The organism is Klebsiella sp. K-Nf6, assembly GCF_002806655.1.
In the GTDB taxonomy this organism is placed as follows: domain Bacteria; phylum Pseudomonadota; class Gammaproteobacteria; order Enterobacterales; family Enterobacteriaceae; genus Klebsiella; species Klebsiella variicola.
Window position 1 is genome coordinate 59985 of record NZ_PIBN01000008.1, and the last position, 21509, is coordinate 81493.

Below are 21509 nucleotides of genomic sequence, written 5' to 3' on the forward strand. Positions count from 1 at the left end.
AGGCTCCCGCGTCGGGAGTGACGCACATTAAGGAATAACAATGAAAAAACTCGCAATCACCTGTGCATTACTGTCTGGTATGGTCGTCAGCCAGGTCTGGGCAGATGCGGCCAGTGACTTAAAAAGCCGTCTTGATAAAGTGAGCAGTTTCCATGCCAGCTTCACGCAGAAAGTCACTGACGGCAGCGGTAATGCCGTCCAGGACGGTCAGGGCGACCTGTGGGTAAAACGTCCGAACCTGTTTAACTGGCATATGACCCAGCCGGACGAGAGCGTCCTCGTCTCTGACGGTAAAACACTGTGGTTTTACAACCCGTTCGTTGAGCAGGCCACGGCGACCTGGCTGAAAGATGCTACCAGCAACACGCCGTTTATGCTGATTGCCCGCAACCAGTCCAGCGACTGGCAGCAGTACAATATCAAACAAAACGGCGATGATTTTGTGCTGACGCCGAAAAGTGGCAGCGGTAACCTGAAGCAGTTCACGATCAACGTCGGTCGGGATGGCACCATCCACCAGTTCAGCGCCGTCGAGCAGGATGATCAGCGCAGCAGTTATCAGCTGAAGTCGCAGCAGAATGGCGCAATCGACGCATCTAAGTTCACCTTTACGCCGCCGAAAGGGGTGACGGTGGACGATCAACGTAAGTAGAGGCGAAAGTGAGCAATCTGTCGCTCGATTTTTCCGACAACGCGTTTCAACCTCTGGCCGCTCGTATGCGGCCAGAAAATTTAGCGCAGTATATTGGCCAGCAGCACCTGCTGGCGCCGGGTAAACCCCTGCCGCGGGCGATTGAAGCCGGGCACCTGCATTCAATGATCCTCTGGGGGCCGCCGGGCACCGGCAAGACCACCCTCGCGGAAGTGATTGCCCGCTACGCCAGCGCCGATGTCGAACGGATCTCGGCGGTGACCTCAGGGGTCAAAGAGATCCGCGAAGCCATTGAGCGCGCGCGGCAAAACCGCAACGCTGGCCGACGGACCATCCTGTTTGTTGACGAAGTGCATCGTTTCAACAAAAGCCAGCAGGATGCCTTTCTGCCCCATATTGAAGACGGCACCATCACTTTTATTGGCGCGACCACCGAAAACCCCTCCTTTGAGCTTAACTCAGCGCTGCTCTCCCGTGCGCGCGTCTACTTACTGAAATCGCTGACCGCCGACGATATCGAGCGGGTGCTTGACCAGGCGATGAACGATAAGTCCCGCGGCTACGGTGGGCAGGATATTATTCTGCCGGATGAGACCCGCAAGGCCATCGGCGAACTGGTGAACGGCGACGCGCGTCGGGCGCTGAATACCCTGGAAATGATGGCCGATATGGCCGAGAGCGATGACTCGGGCAAGCGGGTGCTGAAGGCGGAACTGCTGACCGAGATCGCCGGCGAGCGCAGCGCGCGCTTTGATAACAAAGGCGACCGGTTCTACGATTTGATTTCCGCCCTGCATAAGTCGGTGCGCGGTAGCGCGCCGGATGCGGCACTTTACTGGTACGCGCGGATCATCACTGCCGGTGGCGACCCGCTGTACGTTGCCCGTCGCTGCCTGGCGATTGCCTCGGAAGATGTCGGCAACGCCGACCCAAGGGCGATGCAGGTCGCTATTTCGGCGTGGGACTGCTTTACCCGCGTCGGGCCAGCAGAGGGCGAACGAGCAATTGCCCAGGCCATTGTCTATCTGGCCTGTGCGCCGAAGAGCAACGCCGTCTACACCGCCTTTAAAGCGGCGCTGGCCGACGCCCGCGATCGTCCTGACTATGACGTTCCGGTGCATCTGCGCAATGCGCCGACCAAACTCATGAAAGAAATGGGTTACGGGCAGGAGTATCGTTACGCTCATGACGAACCCAACGCCTACGCCGCTGGCGAGCAGTACTTCCCGCAGGAAATGGCGCAAACGCGCTATTATCACCCGACAAACCGGGGGCTTGAGGGCAAAATTGGCGAAAAGCTCGCCTGGCTCGCTGAACAGGATCAAAATAGCCCGATAAAACGCTACCGCTAATTGAGGCGTTGCGGTAAGGTTATTACACTATTTCCGTGGTCGTAGTCTGCGGCCACTTTTCTTTATTTAATTCGATAAGCACAGGATAAGCATGCTCGATCCCAATCTGCTGCGTACCGAGCCAGACGCAGTCGCAGAAAAACTGGCACGCCGGGGCTTTAAGCTGGATGTAGATAAACTTCGCGCGCTTGAAGAGCGTCGTAAAGTTCTGCAGGTGCAAACGGAAAACCTGCAGGCGGAGCGCAACTCCCGATCGAAATCCATTGGCCAGGCGAAAGCGCGCGGGGAAGATATCGAGCCATTACGCCTGGAAGTGAACAAGCTTGGCGAACAGCTGGATGCCGCAAAATCCGAACTGGAAGCGCTACTGGCGGAAATTCGCGATATTGCCCTGGCAATCCCGAACATTCCCCATGATGATGTGCCGGTTGGCCGTGACGAAAACGACAACGTTGAAGTTAGCCGCTGGGGTACGCCGCGCCAGTTCGATTTCGAAGTGCGCGATCACGTGACGCTGGGGGAAATGCACGGGGGGCTGGATTTTGCCGCCGCCGTTAAGCTCACTGGCTCGCGTTTTGTAGTGATGAAAGGCCAACTGGCCCGTCTGCATCGCGCTCTGGCCCAGTTCATGCTGGATCTGCACACCGAACAGCATGGCTATAGCGAAAACTATGTCCCGTATCTGGTGAACCAGGACACGCTGTATGGCACCGGCCAGTTGCCGAAATTCGCAGGCGACCTGTTCCATACTCGTCCGCTGGAAGAAGAAGCCGACAGCAGCAACTACGCGTTGATCCCGACGGCGGAAGTGCCGCTGACCAACCTGGTGCGCGATGAAATCATCGACGAAGACGATCTGCCGATCAAAATGACCGCCCATACGCCGTGCTTCCGCTCTGAAGCCGGTTCCTATGGTCGCGACACCCGCGGTCTGATCCGTATGCACCAGTTCGACAAAGTTGAAATGGTGCAGATCGTGCGTCCGGAAGACTCCATGGCGGCGCTGGAAGAGATGACCGGCCATGCCGAGAAAGTGCTGCAGCTGCTGGGTCTGCCGTACCGTAAGGTCGCGCTGTGCACCGGCGATATGGGCTTCAGCGCCTGCAAAACCTACGACCTGGAAGTGTGGGTTCCGGCGCAGAACACCTATCGTGAAATTTCTTCCTGCTCTAACGTCTGGGATTTCCAGGCGCGTCGTATGCAGGCTCGCTGCCGCAGCAAGTCCGACAAGAAGACTCGTCTCGTTCATACTCTGAATGGTTCTGGTCTGGCGGTAGGTCGTACCCTGGTGGCGCTGATGGAAAACTATCAGCAGGCCGATGGCCGTATTGAAATCCCGGAAATTCTGCGCCCGTATATGCGTGGCCTCGAATATATCGGGTAATTTTTTCTTCCTCTCTTTTAAAAGCGCCTGCGGGCGCTTTTTTTACGCCCTTATTGATACCGGGCAATAATCCATTCTACGAATGCAGTGATACTCCCTTTGGATTAAATCAGCATAAAAAACCAATAATATTTCAAAGCAATATATATATGACTATATAGCGCTTGTCAGTTTATTGTGAGCAACCAAAGCGAGTATCCATGAAAATTAAAGCCCCCGATGCTTTACTGGCTGCTGAGGTAAGCCGCCGTGGTTTAATGAAAACCACGGCAATAGGCGGCCTGGCGCTGGCCAGCAACGCACTAACATTACCCTTTACCCGTATGGCGCATGCCGCCGATACACCGGCTCCCGCCAGCGAGAAGGTGGTCTGGAGCGCCTGTACCGTCAACTGCGGCAGCCGCTGCCCGCTGCGCATGCACGTGGTGGATGGCGCGATTAAATACGTTGAAACCGATAATACCGGTGACGATAACTATGATGGCCTGCATCAGGTTCGCGCCTGCCTGCGTGGTCGCTCGATGCGTCGCCGGGTCTATAACCCGGATCGCCTGAAGTACCCGATGAAGCGCGTCGGTAAACGCGGCGAGGGCAAGTTCGAGCAAATCAGCTGGCAAGAGGCGTTCGATACCATCGCCAGCAATATGCAGCGGCTGATTAAAGAGTACGGCAACGAATCCATCTACCTGAACTATGGCACCGGCACGCTCGGCGGCACGCTGACACGCTCCTGGCCGCCAGGGAAAACGCTGATTGCTCGCCTGATGAACTGCTGCGGCGGCTATCTCAACCACTACGGCGATTACTCTTCGGCGCAGATTGCCGAGGGCCTCAATTATACCTACGGCGGCTGGGCCGACGGCAATAGCCCGTCGGATATTGAAAACAGCCAGCTGGTGGTGCTGTTCGGCAATAACCCCGGCGAAACGCGGATGAGCGGCGGCGGGGTGACATACTACCTTGAACAGGCGCGGCAGAAATCCAATGCCCGTATGATCATCATCGATCCGCGCTATACCGACACCGGCGCCGGACGCGAAGATGAATGGATCCCGATTCGCCCCGGGACCGATGCGGCGCTGGTATCAGGTCTGGCGTGGGTGATGATCACCGAAAACCTGGTCGATCAGCCGTTCCTCGATAAATACTGTGTGGGATACGACGAGAAAACGCTGCCCGCCGGTGCGCCAGCCAATGGTCACTACAAAGCTTACATTCTTGGCCAGGGCGCTGATGGTATCGCCAAAACGCCGGAGTGGGCCTCGACGATTACCGGTATTCCGCGCGAACGTATTGTTAAACTGGCGCGCGAAATTGCCACCGCCAAACCGGCCTATATCAGCCAGGGTTGGGGGCCGCAGCGTCACGCCAACGGCGAAATCGCCACCCGGGCTATCTCGATGCTCGCTATCCTGACGGGTAACGTCGGGATCAACGGCGGCAACAGCGGCGCGCGCGAGGGCTCCTACAGCCTGCCGTTTGAGCGCATGCCGACGCTGGAGAATCCGGTTCAGACCAGTATCTCGATGTTTATGTGGACCGACGCTATCGAGCGTGGTCCGGAAATGACCGCGCTGCGCGACGGCGTTCGTGGCAAAGATAAGCTCGACGTGCCGATCAAAATGATCTGGAACTATGCGGGCAATTGCCTGATTAACCAGCATTCTGAGATCAACCGTACCCATGAGATCCTGCAGGACGACAAGAAGTGCGAGATGATCGTAGTCATCGACTGCCATATGACCTCGTCAGCGAAATACGCCGATATTCTGCTGCCGGACTGCACCGCCTCCGAGCAGATGGATTTCGCGCTGGATGCCTCCTGCGGCAACATGTCCTACGTCATCTTTGCCGATCAGGCCATCAAGCCGCGTTTCGAATGCAAAACCATCTATGAGATGACCACCGAGCTGGCAAAACGCCTCGGCGTGGAGCAGCAGTTTACAGAAGGCCGTACCCAGGAAGGCTGGATGCGCTATCTGTATGAGAAGTCGCAGAAAGCGATTCCCGATCTGCCAGATTTCGACACCTTCCGCCAGCAAGGCATTTATAAGCAGCGCGATCCGCAAGGACACCATGTGGCCTACAAAGCCTTCCGCGAGGATCCGCAGGCCAATCCGCTGACCACGCCGTCGGGCAAGATCGAAATTTACTCGCAGGCGCTGGCGAAAATCGCGGCTACCTGGGAACTCCCGGAAGGGGATGTTATCGATCCGCTACCTATCTATACCCCGGGCTTCGAAAACTACAACGATCCATTGACAGCGAAATACCCGCTACAGCTGACCGGCTTCCACTATAAATCGCGCGTTCACTCAACTTACGGCAACGTCGATGTGCTGAAGGCCGCCTGTCGGCAGGAGATGTGGATTAACCCGATCGACGCCCGCAAGCGCGGTATTGCCAACGGCGATCGCATTCGCATCTTCAACGACCGCGGTGAAGTACATATCGAAGCGAAGGTGACGCCGCGCATGATGCCGGGCGTTGTCGCGCTGGGGGAAGGGGCCTGGTATAACCCGGACGCTTCGCGGGTGGATCAGGCGGGCAGCATCAACGTGCTGACCACCCAGCGTCCTTCGCCGCTGGCGAAGGGGAACCCGTCGCATACCAACCTCGTCCAGGTTGAGAAGCTGTAAGGAGTAACCGATGACAACTCAGTATGGATTTTTTATTGATTCCGCCCGTTGCACCGGTTGCAAGACCTGCGAACTGGCCTGTAAGGATTACAAGAACCTGACCCCGGAGGTCAGCTTCCGCCGCATCTATGAGTATGCCGGCGGCGACTGGCAGGAGGACAACGGCGTCTGGCAGCAGAACGTGTTCGCCTACTACCTCTCCATCGCCTGTAACCACTGCGAGGATCCGGCCTGCACCAAGGTCTGCCCGAGCGGGGCAATGCACAAGCGTGAAGACGGTTTTGTCGTGGTCAACGAAGAGGTGTGCATTGGCTGCCGCTACTGCCATATGGCCTGTCCGTACGGCGCCCCGCAGTACAACGCCGACAAAGGCCATATGACCAAGTGCGACGGCTGTCACGAGCGCGTCGCCGAGGGGAAAAAGCCGATCTGCGTCGAGTCCTGCCCGCTGCGGGCGCTCGATTTCGGGCCGATTGCCGAACTGCGCGCTAAGCACGGCCAGCTGGCCGCGGTGGCCCCGCTGCCGTCGGCGCACTTTACCAGTCCGAGTATCGTTATCAAACCTAACGCCAATGCCCGGCCGTGTGGCGATACCACCGGTTATCTGGCGAACCCGAAGGAGGTGTGAGATGGGAAACGGATGGCATGAATGGCCGCTGATGATCTTTACGGTCTTCGGCCAGTGCGTCGCAGGCGGGTTTATCGTCATGGCGCTGGCGTTGATGACGGGCAATCTCTCCCGTGAGCAGGAGCGGCGCGTGGTGGGGAGCATGTTTGGCCTGTGGGTATTGATGGGGATCGGTTTTATTGCCTCGACGATGCACCTTGGCTCACCGCTACGGGCCTTTAATTCGCTGAATCGCGTGGGGACCTCGTCGCTGAGTAATGAGATAGCCAGCGGGGCGATCTTCTTCGCCGTCGGCGGAATTGGCTGGCTGCTGGCCGTGTGCAAAAAGCTGCCTGCCAGCCTGCGTAGCCTGTGGCTGATAGTCACCATGGTGTTGGGCGTGATCTTCGTCTGGATGATGGTGCGGGTGTACAACACCATCGACACGGTGCCGACCTGGTATACCGTCTGGACACCGCTGAGCTTCTTTCTGACGCTGTTTATCGGTGGTCCGCTGCTGGGATATCTGTTGCTGCGCGTGGCAGGCGTTGACGGTTGGGCGCTGCGCCTGCTGCCGGTGGTCTCTTTGCTGGCACTGCTGGTGAGTATTGTCGTGATCCTGATGCAGGGGAGTGAACTCACTACTATCCGCAGTTCAATCCAGCAGGCCTCGGCCCTGGTGCCGGATTACGGGGTGCTTATGGCCTGGCGGGTGGTGCTGCTGGCGCTGGCCCTGGCCTGCTGGTGTGTGCCGCAGATCCGCGGCCGCAAGCCGGCGGTCTCTCTGCTCAGCCTGGCGTTTGTTCTGGTGCTGGCGGGAGAGATGATTGGCCGCGGCGTATTCTATGGTCTGCATATGACCGTGGGAATGGCCGTCGCCAGTTAATCCGCGTCATCATGCCGGCGTGCGACCGCCGGCATGATGAAAACGTGCTGTCGATAGATGAAATTTTTCAACTGAAATTAACATCGACATTTATTAATAAATTAAGAAAAACAACAGCGTATTATCTGTTGCCTCACCTTTACCCATTCTGTGGATAAAAAACTTCTATCGTAGCCTGCAAAACCGCGTCACGCCTGATTTCAGGTGGATTGACATTGTTTTTAGCGGTGGCATGATGCGCTCGCGATCTGAACATTCCTCACGGTTTTTACCCATGACCATCTATACCCGGCCAGTGCAAATGCTGCTCTGTGGCCTGCTTTTACTGACCCTGGCGATAGCGGTGCTGAATACGCTCGTCCCGCTCTGGCTCGCCCATGAAAATATGCCAACCTGGCAGGTCGGCATGGTGGGGTCATCTTATTTTACCGGCAACCTGGCCGGTACGCTGCTGGCCGGTTGGGTGATTAAGCGCCTTGGGTTTAACCGCAGCTATTATCTCGCGTCGTTAATTTTCGCCGTCGGCTGCGTAGGGCTGGGGATCACCGTTGGCTTCTGGACGTGGCTGAGCTGGCGTTTTATCGCCGGCGTAGGCTGCGCGATGATTTGGGTGGTGGTGGAAAGCGCGCTGGTCTGCAGCGGGACTTCCCGCAGCCGCGGCCGTCTGCTGGCGGCGTACATGATGGTCTATTATGTCGGTACCGTACTGGGCCAGCTGATGGTCAGTAAATTACCCACCGATTTAATGAGCGTCCTGCCGTGGGTGACAGGGCTGGCGCTGGCGGCGATCCTGCCGCTGCTGTTTACCCGTATTATGGGACAGGCTGAAGAGCCGCATGAAACAGTACGTATCTGGCCGATGCTGAAGCTGCGCCAGGCGCGCCACGGTGTCAATGGCTGCATTATCTCGGGGATTGTCCTCGGCTCGCTGTACGGCCTGATGCCGCTATGGCTGAACCATCAGGGCGTCAGCGACTCCGGCATTGGTTTCTGGATGGCGGTGATGGTTAGCGCGGGCATCCTGGGGCAGTGGCCGGTAGGGCGCCTGGCTGATCGTTATGGCCGCCTGCTGGTGCTGCGGGTGCAGGTCTTTGTGGTGATCATCGGCTGTCTGGCGATGCTGAGTCAGGCGGCAATGGCCCCGGCGCTGTTTGTGCTTGGGGCATCCGGTTTCACGCTGTATCCGGTGGCAATGGCCTGGGCCTGTGAAAAAGTGGAGCACCATCAGCTGGTGGCGATGAATCAGGCGCTGCTGATGAGCTATACCATCGGCAGCCTGCTGGGCCCGACCCTGACGGCGATGCTGATGCAGAACTTCTCAGACAACTTGCTGTTTATCATGATCGCCAGCGTGTCGTTTATCTATCTGCTGACCCTGCTGCGTAAAGCCGGGCATCATCCGACGCCGGTGGCGCACGCATAACCATTGTGACGTGCAGCGAAGGCTGCGCGTCATCTGCTTCAATCGATCGTGTTTTCCACTGCAGAGAGACGGCATTGCGCTTTTCATGAGGATCAACGGCGGGGCTGGAACGATTTCCCGTGTCGCTTCGGGCCGGCGTAAGCGCACCACCGACCCTGATGAGGCTATTAGTACATCACCTTGTGACCATACTGCTCAAGAATGCCTTTCACCCGCTCCATGGTCTCTTTCTTCGGCGGGTGGACACCGTCCAGTTTGTATTCTTCACCCATCGCTACCCATTTGTGTTTGCCCAGCTCATGGTAGGGCAGCAGCTCAATTTTCTCGACGTTGCCCATATCGCGGGTAAATTCGCCCAGGCGGTGTGCGGAGTCATCATCGTCTGACCAACCCGGAACCACCACATAGCGGATCCAGACATTGATATTCTTTTTCGCCAGGTACTGGGCAAACTCGAGGGTGCGGTGGTTGGACACGCCGACCAGGTTCTGGTGAATTTCATCGTTCATCTGTTTGAGATCCAGCATGACCAGGTCAGTCACCTCCAGCAGTTCGTCGATAACCGGATCGTAGCGACGGACAAAGCCGTTGGTATCGAGGCAGGTATGAATACCTTCCTTCTTACAGGCGCGGAACCAGTCGCGAACAAACTCCGCCTGCAGGATCGCTTCGCCGCCCGACGCCGTGACGCCGCCGCCTGAGGCATTCATAAAGTGACGATAGGTCACTACCTCTTTCATTAACTCTTCAACAGTGATTTCTTTGCCGCCGTGGGTATCCCAGGTGTCACGGTTATGGCAGTACAGGCAGCGCATCAGGCAGCCCTGGAAAAAGGTAATAAAGCGGATGCCCGGGCCATCAACGGTGCCACAGGATTCAAAGGAGTGGATGCGACCAATAACTGACATTGCGGTGTTTTCTCCAGATGTGGCCCATCCGGGGCCGTGTTGGTGCACAGCTCAGCGGCTGTGTCGAGTCTGTTTTGACAGGTACCCAAAGTATAGATAACTGGCAAAGCAGGCTGGGGCGGGGAAGCACTTGTTAAAAAGGCCCCACTGACGTGGGGCCTTTATTGTACGCTTTTTCAGTCAGACTGGGAATTACATGGTCTGAGTGAAGGTACGGGTAATAACATCCTGCTGCTGTTCTTTCGTCAGGGAGTTAAAACGTACGGCGTAGCCAGATACGCGGATGGTCAGCTGCGGATATTTTTCCGGGTTTTCCATCGCGTCGAGCAGCATTTCGCGGTTCATGACGTTCACGTTCAGGTGCTGACCACCTTCGATGGACGCTTCGTGATGGAAGTAACCATCCATCAGGCCCGCCAGGTTGGTCTTACGAACTTCGTCATCTTTACCCAGTGCGTTCGGCACGATAGAGAAGGTGTAAGATATACCATCTTTCGCGTAAGCAAACGGCAGTTTAGCTACGGAGGTCAGAGAGGCAACAGCACCTTTCTGGTCACGACCGTGCATCGGGTTAGCACCTGGTCCGAACGGCGCGCCAGCGCGACGACCGTCTGGGGTGTTACCGGTTTTCTTACCATATACCACGTTAGAGGTGATGGTCAGAACAGACTGAGTCGGGATAGCGTTGCGGTAGGTGTGCAGTTTCTGAATTTTCTTCATGAAACGTTCAACCAGGTCAACGGCCATATCATCGACGCGAGCATCGTTGTTACCAAACTGCGGGTATTCGCCTTCGATTTCGAAGTCGATAGCCAGACCGTCTTCGTCACGAATCGGTTTAACTTTCGCATATTTGATAGCAGACAGGGAGTCAGCAGCAACGGACAGACCAGCGATACCACACGCCATGGTGCGGATAACGTCACGGTCGTGCAGCGCCATCAGAGAGGCTTCGTAGCTGTACTTGTCGTGCATGTAGTGGATGATGTTCAGCGCGGTGACGTACTGTTTAGCCAGCCAGTCCATGAAGTGATCCATGCGATCCATGACTTCGTCGAATTTCAGGACGTCGCCTTTGATCGGTTCAGATTTCGGACCCACCTGCATTTTCAGTTTTTCATCCACGCCGCCGTTGATAGCGTACAGCATGGTTTTCGCGAGGTTGGCACGAGCGCCGAAGAACTGCATTTGCTTACCAACAACCATCGGGCTTACGCAGCATGCGATAGCGTAGTCGTCGTTGTTGAAGTCCGGACGCATCAGGTCATCGTTCTCGTACTGCAGAGAAGAGGTATCGATAGACACTTTAGCAGCGAATTTCTTGAAGCTCAGCGGCAGTTTTTCAGACCACAGGATAGTGATGTTCGGCTCCGGAGACGGCCCCATGGTGTACAGGGTGTTCAGGAAGCGGAAGCTGTTTTTGGTCACCAGGGTACGACCGTCAACGCCCATACCACCGATGGATTCCGTTGCCCAAATCGGGTCACCGGAGAACAGTTCATCATATTCCGGGGTACGCAGGAAGCGAACCATACGCAGTTTCATGACCAGGTGGTCAACCATTTCCTGCGCGTCTTGCTCGGTGATTTTACCCGCTTTCAGGTCACGTTCGATGTAGATATCCAGGAAGCTGGAGGTACGACCGAAGGACATTGCCGCGCCGTTCTGAGATTTCACGGCAGCCAGGTAACCGAAGTAGGTCCACTGGATTGCTTCCTGAGCAGTTTTTGCCGGAGCAGAGATATCGCAGCCGTATTTCGCTGCCATTTCTTTGATCTGACCCAGAGCGCGATGCTGTTCAGCGATTTCTTCACGCAGACGGATAGTTGCTTCCAGATCTTCGCCGCTTTCCAGTTTCGCTTGCAGAGACTGGAACTGAGCGTATTTGTCTTTCATCAGGAAGTCGATACCGTACAGCGCAACGCGACGATAGTCACCGATGATACGGCCACGGCCATAAGCATCCGGCAAACCGGTCAGCACGCCGGATTTACGGCAGTTCAGGATGTCTTTGGTGTAAACATCAAATACGCCCTGGTTGTGGGTTTTACGGTACTCGGTGAAGATTTTTTTCAGCATCGGGTCCAGCTCGCGATTGTACGCTTTGCAGGAACCTTCAACCATTTTGATACCACCGAACGGGATGATTGCACGTTTCAGCGGCGCTTCGGTCTGCAGACCAACAATTTTTTCCAGACCTTTCTCGATATAGCCTGCGTCGTGAGAGGTGATGGTGGAAGCCAGGGCAGTGTCAAAATCAACAGGCGCGTGAGTGCGGTTTTCCTGTTTTACACCTTCCATTACGCTGTCCCACAGCTTGGTGGTCGCTTCAGTTGCGCCAGCCAGGAAGGATTCGTCGCCTTCATATGGGGTGTAGTTTTTCTGAATGAAGTCACGGACGTTGACTTCATTCTGCCAGTCACCTTTCGCAAAACCTTCCCAGGCTGTGGCTAACTTTTCATTAAGCTCGGACATGTAACACCTACCTTCTTAAGTGGATTTTTTATTTACTGCCTGAAACAACCCTTAGTGATGGTCGTTGCCACGCAGGTAAATGACCCAGTATGTCAACCCGACCAGCAGACCTCCGCCGATAATGTTCCCAATAGTCACCGGAATCAGGTTATCAGTGATGAAGTTCATAACGGTCAAGTGTGAGAAACTTTCCGGAGTTGAACCGACCGCGGTCCAGAATTCCGGGCTCGCAAAATTGCGGATTACGATACCCATTGGGATCATAAACATGTTGGCGATGCTGTGCTCAAAGCCGCTGGCAACGAACATCGCTACCGGCAGGACCATGATCATCGCTTTATCCATCAGGCTACGACCGGAATAGCTCATCCATACGGCGAGACAAACCATCAGGTTAGCGAGGATACCCAGGCTCACGGCCTCCACAAAAGTATGGTGCATTTTGTGGTCAGCGGTCTGCAGGACGTTTAGCCCCCAACCGCCGTTGGCAGTCATATATTCGCCTGATAACCACATCAGCAGCACAAACAGCAGTGCGCCCACCAGGTTACCAAAATAGACGTTGAGCCAGTTTTTTGCCAGTTGCCCCCATGTAATTCGACCGCTGGCTTTCGCCACCACGATCAATACGGTAGAGGTAAAGAGGTCAGCGCCGCAGATGATGCACAGAATCAGACCCAGGGAAAAACAGACCCCACCGATAAGCTTGGCAATCCCAAAAGGCATCGCGGCAGTGCCGGTGGTCGCGGTGATATAGAATACGAAAGCGATGGAGATGAAAACGCCAGCGGTGATCGCCAGATAAAAGGTCTTCATCGGATGCTTCGTTGCTTTATAGACACCTGCTTCTTCGGCGACTTTCGCCATCGCGGCAGGGAGCAAAAGATCAAAAGGGTTGTCAGCTTTCACACTAACTCTCTCTTTATATAAGTTGGCGGTGAGATACTAACAAAGCATTATAGAAGGGAAATTGATATAGATCATATCTCACCGGAACTATATGCCTTTTTAGTGTGTGGTTTTTGTCTATTTGATGTTTAACTATTTGAATTTTTTATGGAAAATAAATTTTAAAATTTATAACTTATGTTGAATTTTTTCGTTTTCGCCCCAGTTTTTGAGTTAATTAAAATGGAGTATTTTATTTAAAATTAACAATTGGTAAATGATATAAGTTCGATATTTACTATTAATTAACTTTGCAACTACAAACTATAGTGGATACCTCGCCAGGTTTAAATAACGGAGCCGCATCGGGCTCCGTTGTTGGCAAGCATGTTGGCGCAATGAGGGCTTATTTTGCCCAGAATGCCGCTTTCGCCCGCTGCAGCTTTTCATACGCTTTCAGCAGCGACTGATGAGCCGGGAAGGCTTGCAGATCGCTGTCGACAGCCTGAAGGCCATAGAACGGGGCTTCCCCGCTCAGCGCAGCGCTGGCGGCCTCGACCGCATCAGTGCCGTACATACGGAGGAAGGCGTTCAGATACTGTAGCGGCTGACGATCCTCTTCCTGGCTCAGCAGCAGCAGGGTCTGCAGGCAACGATAGTAGTTTGCGCGCTCAGGGCTGAAGATAGAGGCATTGAATTCCATGGTCCATTCGGTCCAGATCAGCGCCTGTTCCAGATCGCCGCCAGCCAGGGCCAGCATCGCTTTCAGCTCGCCGATGCGCAGGGTATACCAGCCGTTGTCTTTCCCGGTGGCAAGGCCCAGCAGTTCGCGAACGCGGGTGAAATCATCCAGGCCTTCGTCATCCATTTGTTCGATGAGCGCCAGATAATCTTCTTTTTCCCACTCGCTGCCCGGCAGAGACAGAATGGTGTCCCGCAGATGGGCGCCCATGCTGTTGTTTGCCAGCCACAGGTCTTCTGCCGGATAAATATCCGACATTCCCGGAACGATGATACGGCAGGCGTAAACGCCCAGATGCTCGTAGTCGGCAATGTACACTTCTTTATCTTCGGCCTTGAAGATGGCCATCAGGGTGGCGAACTCTTCTTCGGTGGTACCGGAGAAACTCCAGTCAACGAACGGATAGTCGGCATCCTGCTTGAACATATCCCAGGAGATCAGACCGCTGGAGTCGATGAAGTGGGTTTCGAGGTTAGCGTGCTCGGCGACTTCTTCGTCATCAAAGGTCGGCGGTGTAAAGACGTCGAGGTCTTTCAGGCTGCGGCCCTGCAGCAGTTCTGTGACGGTACGCTCCAGCGCCACGCCGAAGTCCGGGTGGGCGCCAAAGGAGGCGAAGCAGGTGCCGTTAGCCGGGTTAAACAGCACGACGCAGATAACCGGGTATTTGCCGCCCAGTGATCCATCGTAGGCAAAAATCGGGAAACCTTCGGCTTCAAGTTTAGCGATCGACTCCACGACGCCAGGATAGCGCGCCATGACTTCCGCCGGGATCTCCGGCAGGCTGATGCTCTCTGCGATGATGCGGTTTTTGATGTGACGCTCAAAGACTTCGGACAAACCCTGCACGCGCGCTTCATTCGGGGTGTTACCCGCTGACATACCGTTGGATACGTACAAGTTACCAACGATATTCATCGGAATATAGACGGTTTCGCCGTCGGACTGGCGGGTAAAGGGCAGGCCGCACACGCCGCGCTCATCGTTCCCCGACTGCAGATCCACCAGCATACCGGCGGTCAGTTGATCGTCAGGATCGTAGAACGCGCGCAGGCGGGCATCCAGCAGACCTTCCGGTACTTCATCGTCTTCGGTCAGTGGGAACCATTTTTCGTTCGGGTAATGAACAAATGGGCCGTTAGCGATGGTGTCGCCTAACCAGAAGTCGGCGAAGAAATAGTTGGTGGACAGACGCTCGAAATATTCGCCCAGCGCGGAGGCCAGGGCTGCCTTTTTGGTGGCGCCTTTACCATTGGTAAAGCACAGCGCGCATTCTTTATCGCGAATGTGAACGGACCACACGTGCGGCACCGGGTTCAGCCACGAGGCCTCTTCGATATCAAATCCGAGGTCGAGCAATTTCTGCTGGAAGCGAGCGATGGAATCTTCCAGGGCGGCATCTTTGCCGGGAATAAACGTTTGGGTCATGGCGATCACTTTTGTCGTACGGAAAGCGCGCAATGATACGGCTTTTATCTGACAGGTGCTATCTCCATCATCTGGCTATGCTTAGAGGCAACTTATGACCCACAGGGAGATGATAGATGAAAGCCTTTGACTGGCAGCGGATGGCGCTCGATAAAGTGCCGGTGGAGTTTCTTGCCGAGGTGGCGCTGCGTTGCCTCTACACCTTCGTTCTGGTCTTTATTTTCCTCAAAATCACCGGACGGCGCGGCGTGCGGCAGATGTCACTATTTGAGGTGCTGATAATTCTGACCCTCGGCTCGGCGGCAGGGGACGTGGCGTTTTATGACGATGTACCGCTACTGCCGGTGCTGGTGGTCTTCATCACCCTGGCGCTGTTGTATCGCGGTATCATGTGGCTGATGGGGCACAGCGAAAAGCTGGAGGATCTGCTGGAAGGCAAACCTATTGTGGTGGTCGAGGAGGGGCAGCTGGCGTGGGAGAAGCTGCATGCGGAAAACATGACCGAATTCGAATTTTTCATGGAGCTGCGGGTCAACAGCGTCGAGCAGCTTGGCCAGGTCCGGCTGGCGATCCTCGAAACCAACGGGCAGATCAGCGTGTTTTATTATCCCGATGAAGAGGTCAGAGCGGGGTTGTCTATCCTGCCAACACACTGTACCGCGCGTTACACCACCATTCCGCAGGAGGGGATCTATGCCTGCGTACGCTGCAGCATCGTAATGGCGATGCAGGCGGGAGAAAAGCGAATATGTCCGCGCTGCGCAAATGCAGAATGGTCGAAGGCCAGCCGGGCGAAACGGCTCACCTGACAGCAAATATGTCGGTTTTATTACGTCAAGCCGATAGATTCTGTTGTGTGACGGAGGCCGCGTTTTACCGTTGGCGAGTTTTAGCCATTGCGGACCGTGTCACTGAATGATAAAACCGATAGCCACAGGAATAACTTATGCCCGCGGCGGTTCGCGGGCAAAACAACATAGCAACGTGGTGAGGGGAAATGGCTCAGGTCTATAACTTTAGTTCGGGCCCGGCAATGCTGCCGGCGGAAGTACTCAAACTGGCTCAGCAAGAACTGTGCGACTGGCACGGTCTGGGTACGTCGGTCATGGAGATCAGTCACCGTGGTAAGGAGTTTATCCAGGTGGCAGAAGAGGCAGAACAGGACTTCCGCTCCCTGCTGAATATCCCTTCCAACTATAAAGTTTTGTTCTGCCACGGCGGCGGCCGCGGCCAGTTCGCGGGGATCCCGCTGAACATCCTCGGCGATAAAAACGTCGCTGACTATGTGGACGCCGGCTACTGGGCAGCCAGCGCGGTCAAAGAGGCGAAGAAATACTGCACGCCGAACGTTATCGACGCGAAAATCACCGTCGATGGCAAGCGGGCTGTTACGCCGATGAGCGAGTGGCAGCTGACGCCGGGCGCTGCCTATCTGCATTACTGCCCGAACGAAACCATTGACGGTATCGCGATTGATGATACGCCGAACTTTGGCGACGACGTCATCGTCGCGGCCGATTTCTCCTCCACCATTCTGTCCCGTGAAATTGACGTCAACCGCTACGGCGTGATTTATGCCGGCGCGCAGAAAAATATTGGCCCGGCAGGGCTGACGCTGGTTATCGTGCGTGAAGATCTGCTGGGTAAAGCCAGCGTGGCCTGTCCGTCGATCCTCGACTACACCGTGTTAAGCGAGAACGACTCAATGTTTAACACGCCGCCGACGTTCGCCTGGTATCTGGCTGGTCTGGTGTTTAAGTGGCTGAAACAGCAGGGCGGCGTCGCTGCGATGGATAAAATCAACCAGCAGAAAGCCGAACTGCTGTATGGCGTGATCGATAACAGCGGGTTCTACCGTAACGATGTGGCGCAAGCCAACCGTTCACGCATGAACGTGCCGTTCCAGCTGGCGGACAGCGCGCTGGACAAACTGTTCCTCGAAGAGTCGTTTGCCGCCGGGTTGCACGCGCTGAAGGGCCACCGCGTGGTGGGCGGCATGCGTGCCTCCATCTACAACGCGATGCCGCTGGACGGCGTGAAGGCGTTAACCGACTTTATGCTGGACTTCGAACGCCGCCACGGTTAATCGCCTGTTTCTTTCTTCCTCCCCGCGGCCAGTCTGCGGGGTTTTTATTCTGTTTGTTTGAGAGTGAAGTTTGATGGAATCCCTGACGTTACAACCCATCGCTCGCGTAGAGGGCACCGTGAACCTGCCAGGTTCGAAAAGCGTCTCCAACCGCGCGCTGCTGCTGGCCGCCCTGGCCCGCGGCACGACGGTGCTGACCAACCTGCTGGACAGCGACGATGTGCGCCATATGCTGAATGCCCTGAGTGCGCTGGGAGTTCATTACACCCTGTCTGCTGACCGCACCCGCTGCGAAGTGACTGGCAACGGTGGTCCGCTGCGCTCTACTGCGGCGCTGGAACTGTTCCTCGGCAACGCCGGTACCGCGATGCGCCCACTGGCTGCGGCCCTGTGCCTTGGCAGCAACGATATTATGCTGACCGGCGAGCCGCGGATGAAAGAGCGCCCGATCGGCCATCTGGTGGATGCCCTGCGTCAGGGCGGAGCTCAGATCGACTATCTTGAGCAGGAAAATTATCCACCGCTGCGCCTGCGCGGCGGTTTTCAGGGGGGCAATGTCGAGGTTGACGGCAGCGTCTCCAGTCAGTTCCTGACCGCGCTGCTGATGACCGCGCCGCTGGCACCGCAGGATACCGTGATCGCCATTAAGGGCGATCTGGTGTCGAAACCCTACATCGACATTACACTGCACCTGATGAAAACCTTCGGCGTTGAGGTGGACAATCAGTCTTATCAGCGTTTTGTGGTGCGCGGCAAGCAACAGTATCAGTCACCAGGGGATTACCTGGTGGAAGGCGATGCTTCCTCGGCCTCGTATTTCCTCGCCGCTGGCGCCATTAAGGGCGGCACGGTAAAAGTCACCGGTATCGGCCGCGGCAGCGTACAGGGCGATATTCGTTTCGCCGACGTACTGGAAAAAATGGGCGCCACCGTGACCTGGGGCGACGATTTCATCGCCTGCACCCACGGCGAGCTCAAGGCTATCGATATGGATATGAACCATATCCCGGACGCGGCGATGACCATCGCCACCGCCGCGCTGTTCGCGCAAGGGACCACTACGCTGCGTAATATCTACAACTGGCGTGTCAAAGAGACGGACCGTCTGTTCGCCATGGCGACCGAGTTGCGTAAAGTGGGCGCCGAGGTGGAAGAGGGGGAAGATTATATTCGCATCACCCCGCCGGCGAAGTTGAAGTATGCTGAAATCGGCACCTATAACGACCACCGGATGGCGATGTGCTTCTCGCTGGTGGCGCTGTCTGATACGCCGGTGACCATCCTTGATCCCAAATGTACGGCCAAAACGTTCCCGGACTATTTTGAGCAATTGGCGCGGATCAGTACCCTCGCCTGAGTAAAACTTTGTCATCCCGCGGGCTGATGTCCTGTCAGCCCGCTATAATTGCGCAAAACTTCTGCTTTTCATTTCCTGTAGTCCGTAATTTACAAGCAATGCTCACTTTCCGGCGTATTGATGCGTATAATGCGCGGCGTTTATATTCCATGCGCCTTGCTGAAGGAGAAAAAGATGACGGCGAATATTCCGGTAATCACCATTGATGGGCCTGGCGGTGCGGGTAAAGGTACGTTGTGCAAGGCAATGGCGGAAGCGCTGGGCTGGCATCTGTTAGATTCAGGCGCGATCTACCGCGTTCTGGCGCTGGCGGCGCTGCATCATCATGTTGACGTAGAGTCCGAAGAGGCGCTGGTGCCCCTGGCGGCCCATCTTGACGTGCGCTTTATTTCTACTGACGGCACCCTGGAAGTGGTGCTGGAAGGGGAAGATGTCAGCGGCGAAATTCGCACTCAGGAGGTCGCCAATGCCGCCTCGAAAGTGGCCGCTTTCCCACGCGTTCGCGAAGCGCTGCTGCGCCGCCAGCGTGCTTTCCGTGAACTGCCCGGGCTCATCGCCGACGGGCGCGATATGGGCACGGTGGTTTTCCCGGACGCACCGGTCAAAATTTTCCTTGATGCCTCTGCCGATGAACGGGCGCATCGCCGTATGCGGCAGTTGCAGGAAAAGGGCTTTGATGTTAACTTTGAACGTCTTTTGTCCGAGATAAAAGAGCGTGACGATCGCGACAGAAATCGTGCCGTGGCGCCGCTTGTCCCGGCTGCCGATGCATTAGTTCTCGATTCAACAGAACTAAACATTGAGCAAGTGATTGAAAAAGCGCTACAATATGCGCGCGAAAAATTGGCCGTTGCGTAAGCCTTAGCCGGTAACGCGCCGAAGCCTCCGAATTATAGCAGTACCCCGCGGCAATGGATGGTCAGCGGGTATGTGAAACAACCCCATCCGGCACGGAGCCAGGTGGACGTTAATATTAACCTGAAGATTAAACATGACTGAATCTTTTGCTCAACTGTTTGAAGAATCCTTAAAAGAAATCGAAACCCGCCCGGGTTCCATCGTTCGTGGTGTTGTTGTTGCTATCGACAAAGACGTAGTACTGGTTGACGCCGGTCTGAAATCTGAGTCCGCCATCCCGGCTGAGCAGTTCAAAAACGCCCAGGGCGAGCTGGAAATCCAGGTTGGTGACGAAGTTGACGTTGCTCTGGATGCAGTAGAAGACGGCTTCGGTGAAACTCTGCTGTCCCGTGAGAAAGCTAAACGTCACGAAGCTTGGATCACGCTGGAAAAAGCTTACGAAGACGCTGAAACTGTTACCGGTGTTATCAACGGCAAAGTTAAAGGTGGCTTCACTGTTGAGCTGAACGGTATTCGTGCGTTCCTGCCGGGTTCCCTGGTAGACGTTCGTCCGGTGCGCGACACGCTGCACCTGGAAGGCAAAGAGCTTGAGTTCAAAGTCATCAAGCTGGACCAGAAGCGTAACAACGTTGTTGTTTCTCGTCGTGCCGTTATCGAATCCGAAAACAGCGCAGAGCGCGATCAGCTGCTGGAAAACCTGCAGGAAGGCATGGAAGTCAAAGGTATCGTTAAGAACCTCACTGACTACGGTGCATTCGTTGATCTGGGCGGCGTTGACGGCCTGCTGCACATCACCGATATGGCCTGGAAACGCGTTAAGCATCCGAGCGAAATCGTAAACGTTGGCGACGAAATCACTGTTAAAGTGCTGAAGTTCGACCGCGAGCGTACCCGTGTATCCCTGGGCCTGAAACAGCTGGGCGAAGATCCGTGGGTAGCTATCGCTAAACGTTATCCGGAAGGTACCAAACTTACCGGTCGCGTGACCAACCTGACCGACTACGGCTGCTTCGTTGAAATCGAAGAAGGCGTTGAAGGCCTGGTTCACGTTTCCGAAATGGATTGGACCAACAAAAACATCCACCCGTCCAAAGTTGTTAACGTTGGCGACGTAGTGGAAGTGATGGTTCTGGATATCGACGAAGAGCGTCGTCGTATCTCCCTGGGTCTGAAGCAGTGCAAATCTAACCCATGGCAGCAGTTCGCGGAAACCCACAACAAGGGCGACCGTGTTGAAGGTAAAATCAAGTCTATCACTGACTTCGGTATCTTCATCGGCCTGGACGGCGGCATCGACGGCCTGGTTCACCTGTCTGACATCTCCTGGAACGTTGCAGGCGAAGAAGCAGTTCGTGAATACAAGAAAGGCGACGAAATCGCAGCAGTTGTTCTGCAGGTTGACGCAGAGCGTGAGCGTATCTCCCTGGGCGTGAAACAGCTCGCGGAAGATCCGTTCAACAACTACGTTGCTCTGAACAAGAAAGGCGCTATCGTTGTTGGTAAAGTGACTGCAGTTGACGCTAAAGGCGCAACCGTAGAACTGGCTGACGGCGTAGAAGGTTACCTGCGTGCTTCTGAAGCATCCCGTGACCGCGTTGAAGACGCAACTCTGGTTCTGAGCGTTGGCGACGAAGTTGAAGCGAAATTCACCGGCGTGGATCGTAAGAACCGCGTAGTGAGCCTGTCTGTACGTGCGAAAGACGAAGCGGATGAAAAAGACGCTATCGCTACCGTGAACAAGCAGGAAGACGCGAACTTCTCCAACAACGCCATGGCTGAAGCGTTCAAAGCAGCGAAAGGCGAGTAATCTTTGTCATTCAGGTAATA

General features: G+C 55.5%; 16 protein-coding genes. 12 read left to right on the forward strand and 4 right to left on the reverse strand.

The window, feature by feature from the left end; translation table 11 throughout:
• Positions 1-40: 40 nt before the first annotated feature.
• The 7 genes from lolA to CWM61_RS15010 all read left to right on the forward strand — a co-directional run bounded on the left by lolA (position 41) and on the right by CWM61_RS15010 (position 8943).
• On the forward strand, positions 41-652 hold the full coding sequence (gene lolA / locus CWM61_RS14975; protein WP_061155191.1) for an outer membrane lipoprotein chaperone LolA: 612 nt from the start codon (positions 41-43) through the stop codon (positions 650-652).
• Between the two features lie 8 nt (positions 653-660).
• Positions 661-2004 (forward strand): replication-associated recombination protein RarA, encoded by a 1344-nt coding sequence (gene rarA / locus CWM61_RS14980; RefSeq protein ID WP_061155190.1) that lies wholly within the window; start codon positions 661-663, stop codon positions 2002-2004.
• Positions 2005-2095: 91 nt separating this feature from the next.
• Entirely contained in the window at positions 2096-3388 is a 1293-nt protein-coding gene (serS, locus tag CWM61_RS14985; protein ID WP_049003789.1) for a serine--tRNA ligase, read from the forward strand.
• Positions 3389-3588: 200 nt separating this feature from the next.
• Positions 3589-6027, forward strand: coding sequence for a dimethylsulfoxide reductase subunit A (gene dmsA, locus CWM61_RS14990; RefSeq protein WP_100631471.1), 2439 nt, complete (start codon positions 3589-3591; stop codon positions 6025-6027).
• Positions 6028-6037: 10 nt separating this feature from the next.
• Positions 6038-6655 (forward strand): DMSO/selenate family reductase complex B subunit, encoded by a 618-nt coding sequence (locus tag CWM61_RS14995; RefSeq protein WP_100631472.1) that lies wholly within the window; start codon positions 6038-6040, stop codon positions 6653-6655.
• 1 nt (position 6656) lies between these two features.
• Positions 6657-7520: a dimethyl sulfoxide reductase anchor subunit family protein gene (locus CWM61_RS15000; protein ID WP_074386421.1), complete on the forward strand. Its 864-nt coding sequence runs from the start codon at positions 6657-6659 to the stop codon at positions 7518-7520.
• Between the two features lie 274 nt (positions 7521-7794).
• On the forward strand, positions 7795-8943 hold the full coding sequence (locus CWM61_RS15010; RefSeq protein ID WP_061155186.1) for an MFS transporter: 1149 nt from the start codon (positions 7795-7797) through the stop codon (positions 8941-8943).
• Positions 8944-9110: 167 nt separating this feature from the next.
• On the opposite strand, the gene pflA is transcribed toward CWM61_RS15010, so the two are convergent.
• The 4 genes from pflA to ycaO form a co-directional block, all read right to left on the reverse strand.
• Positions 9111-9851, reverse strand: coding sequence for a pyruvate formate lyase 1-activating protein (gene pflA, locus CWM61_RS15015; RefSeq protein WP_002898145.1), 741 nt, complete (start codon positions 9849-9851; stop codon positions 9111-9113).
• Positions 9852-10043: 192 nt separating this feature from the next.
• Positions 10044-12326 (reverse strand): formate C-acetyltransferase, encoded by a 2283-nt coding sequence (gene pflB, locus CWM61_RS15020; protein WP_061155185.1) that lies wholly within the window; start codon positions 12324-12326, stop codon positions 10044-10046.
• 51 nt (positions 12327-12377) lie between these two features.
• On the reverse strand, positions 12378-13235 hold the full coding sequence (focA, locus tag CWM61_RS15025) for a formate transporter FocA (RefSeq protein ID WP_061155184.1): 858 nt from the start codon (positions 13233-13235) through the stop codon (positions 12378-12380).
• A 385-nt stretch (positions 13236-13620) separates the two neighbouring features.
• The gene (ycaO, locus tag CWM61_RS15030) at positions 13621-15381 is read right to left on the reverse strand and encodes a 30S ribosomal protein S12 methylthiotransferase accessory factor YcaO (protein WP_061156392.1); all 1761 of its coding nucleotides are present in this window, start codon (positions 15379-15381) and stop codon (positions 13621-13623) included.
• A gap of 116 nt (positions 15382-15497) precedes the next feature.
• On the opposite strand from ycaO, the gene CWM61_RS15035 reads away from it, so the two are divergent.
• The 5 genes from CWM61_RS15035 (at position 15498) to rpsA (ending at position 21489) form a co-directional block, all read left to right on the forward strand.
• Positions 15498-16190 (forward strand): DUF421 domain-containing protein, encoded by a 693-nt coding sequence (locus CWM61_RS15035; RefSeq protein WP_061155183.1) that lies wholly within the window; start codon positions 15498-15500, stop codon positions 16188-16190.
• A gap of 188 nt (positions 16191-16378) precedes the next feature.
• On the forward strand, positions 16379-17467 hold the full coding sequence (gene serC, locus CWM61_RS15040; protein WP_100631473.1) for a 3-phosphoserine/phosphohydroxythreonine transaminase: 1089 nt from the start codon (positions 16379-16381) through the stop codon (positions 17465-17467).
• 73 nt (positions 17468-17540) lie between these two features.
• A complete protein-coding gene (aroA, locus tag CWM61_RS15045) occupies positions 17541-18824 on the forward strand; it encodes a 3-phosphoshikimate 1-carboxyvinyltransferase (RefSeq protein ID WP_100631474.1) in 1284 nt (427 codons plus the stop codon).
• Between the two features lie 174 nt (positions 18825-18998).
• The gene (gene cmk, locus CWM61_RS15050; protein ID WP_012542319.1) at positions 18999-19682 is read left to right on the forward strand and encodes a (d)CMP kinase; all 684 of its coding nucleotides are present in this window, start codon (positions 18999-19001) and stop codon (positions 19680-19682) included.
• Positions 19683-19815: 133 nt separating this feature from the next.
• Complete coding sequence (rpsA, locus tag CWM61_RS15055; protein ID WP_061155180.1) at positions 19816-21489, forward strand: 30S ribosomal protein S1; 1674 nt, start codon at positions 19816-19818, stop codon at positions 21487-21489.
• Positions 21490-21509 lie beyond the last annotated feature (20 nt).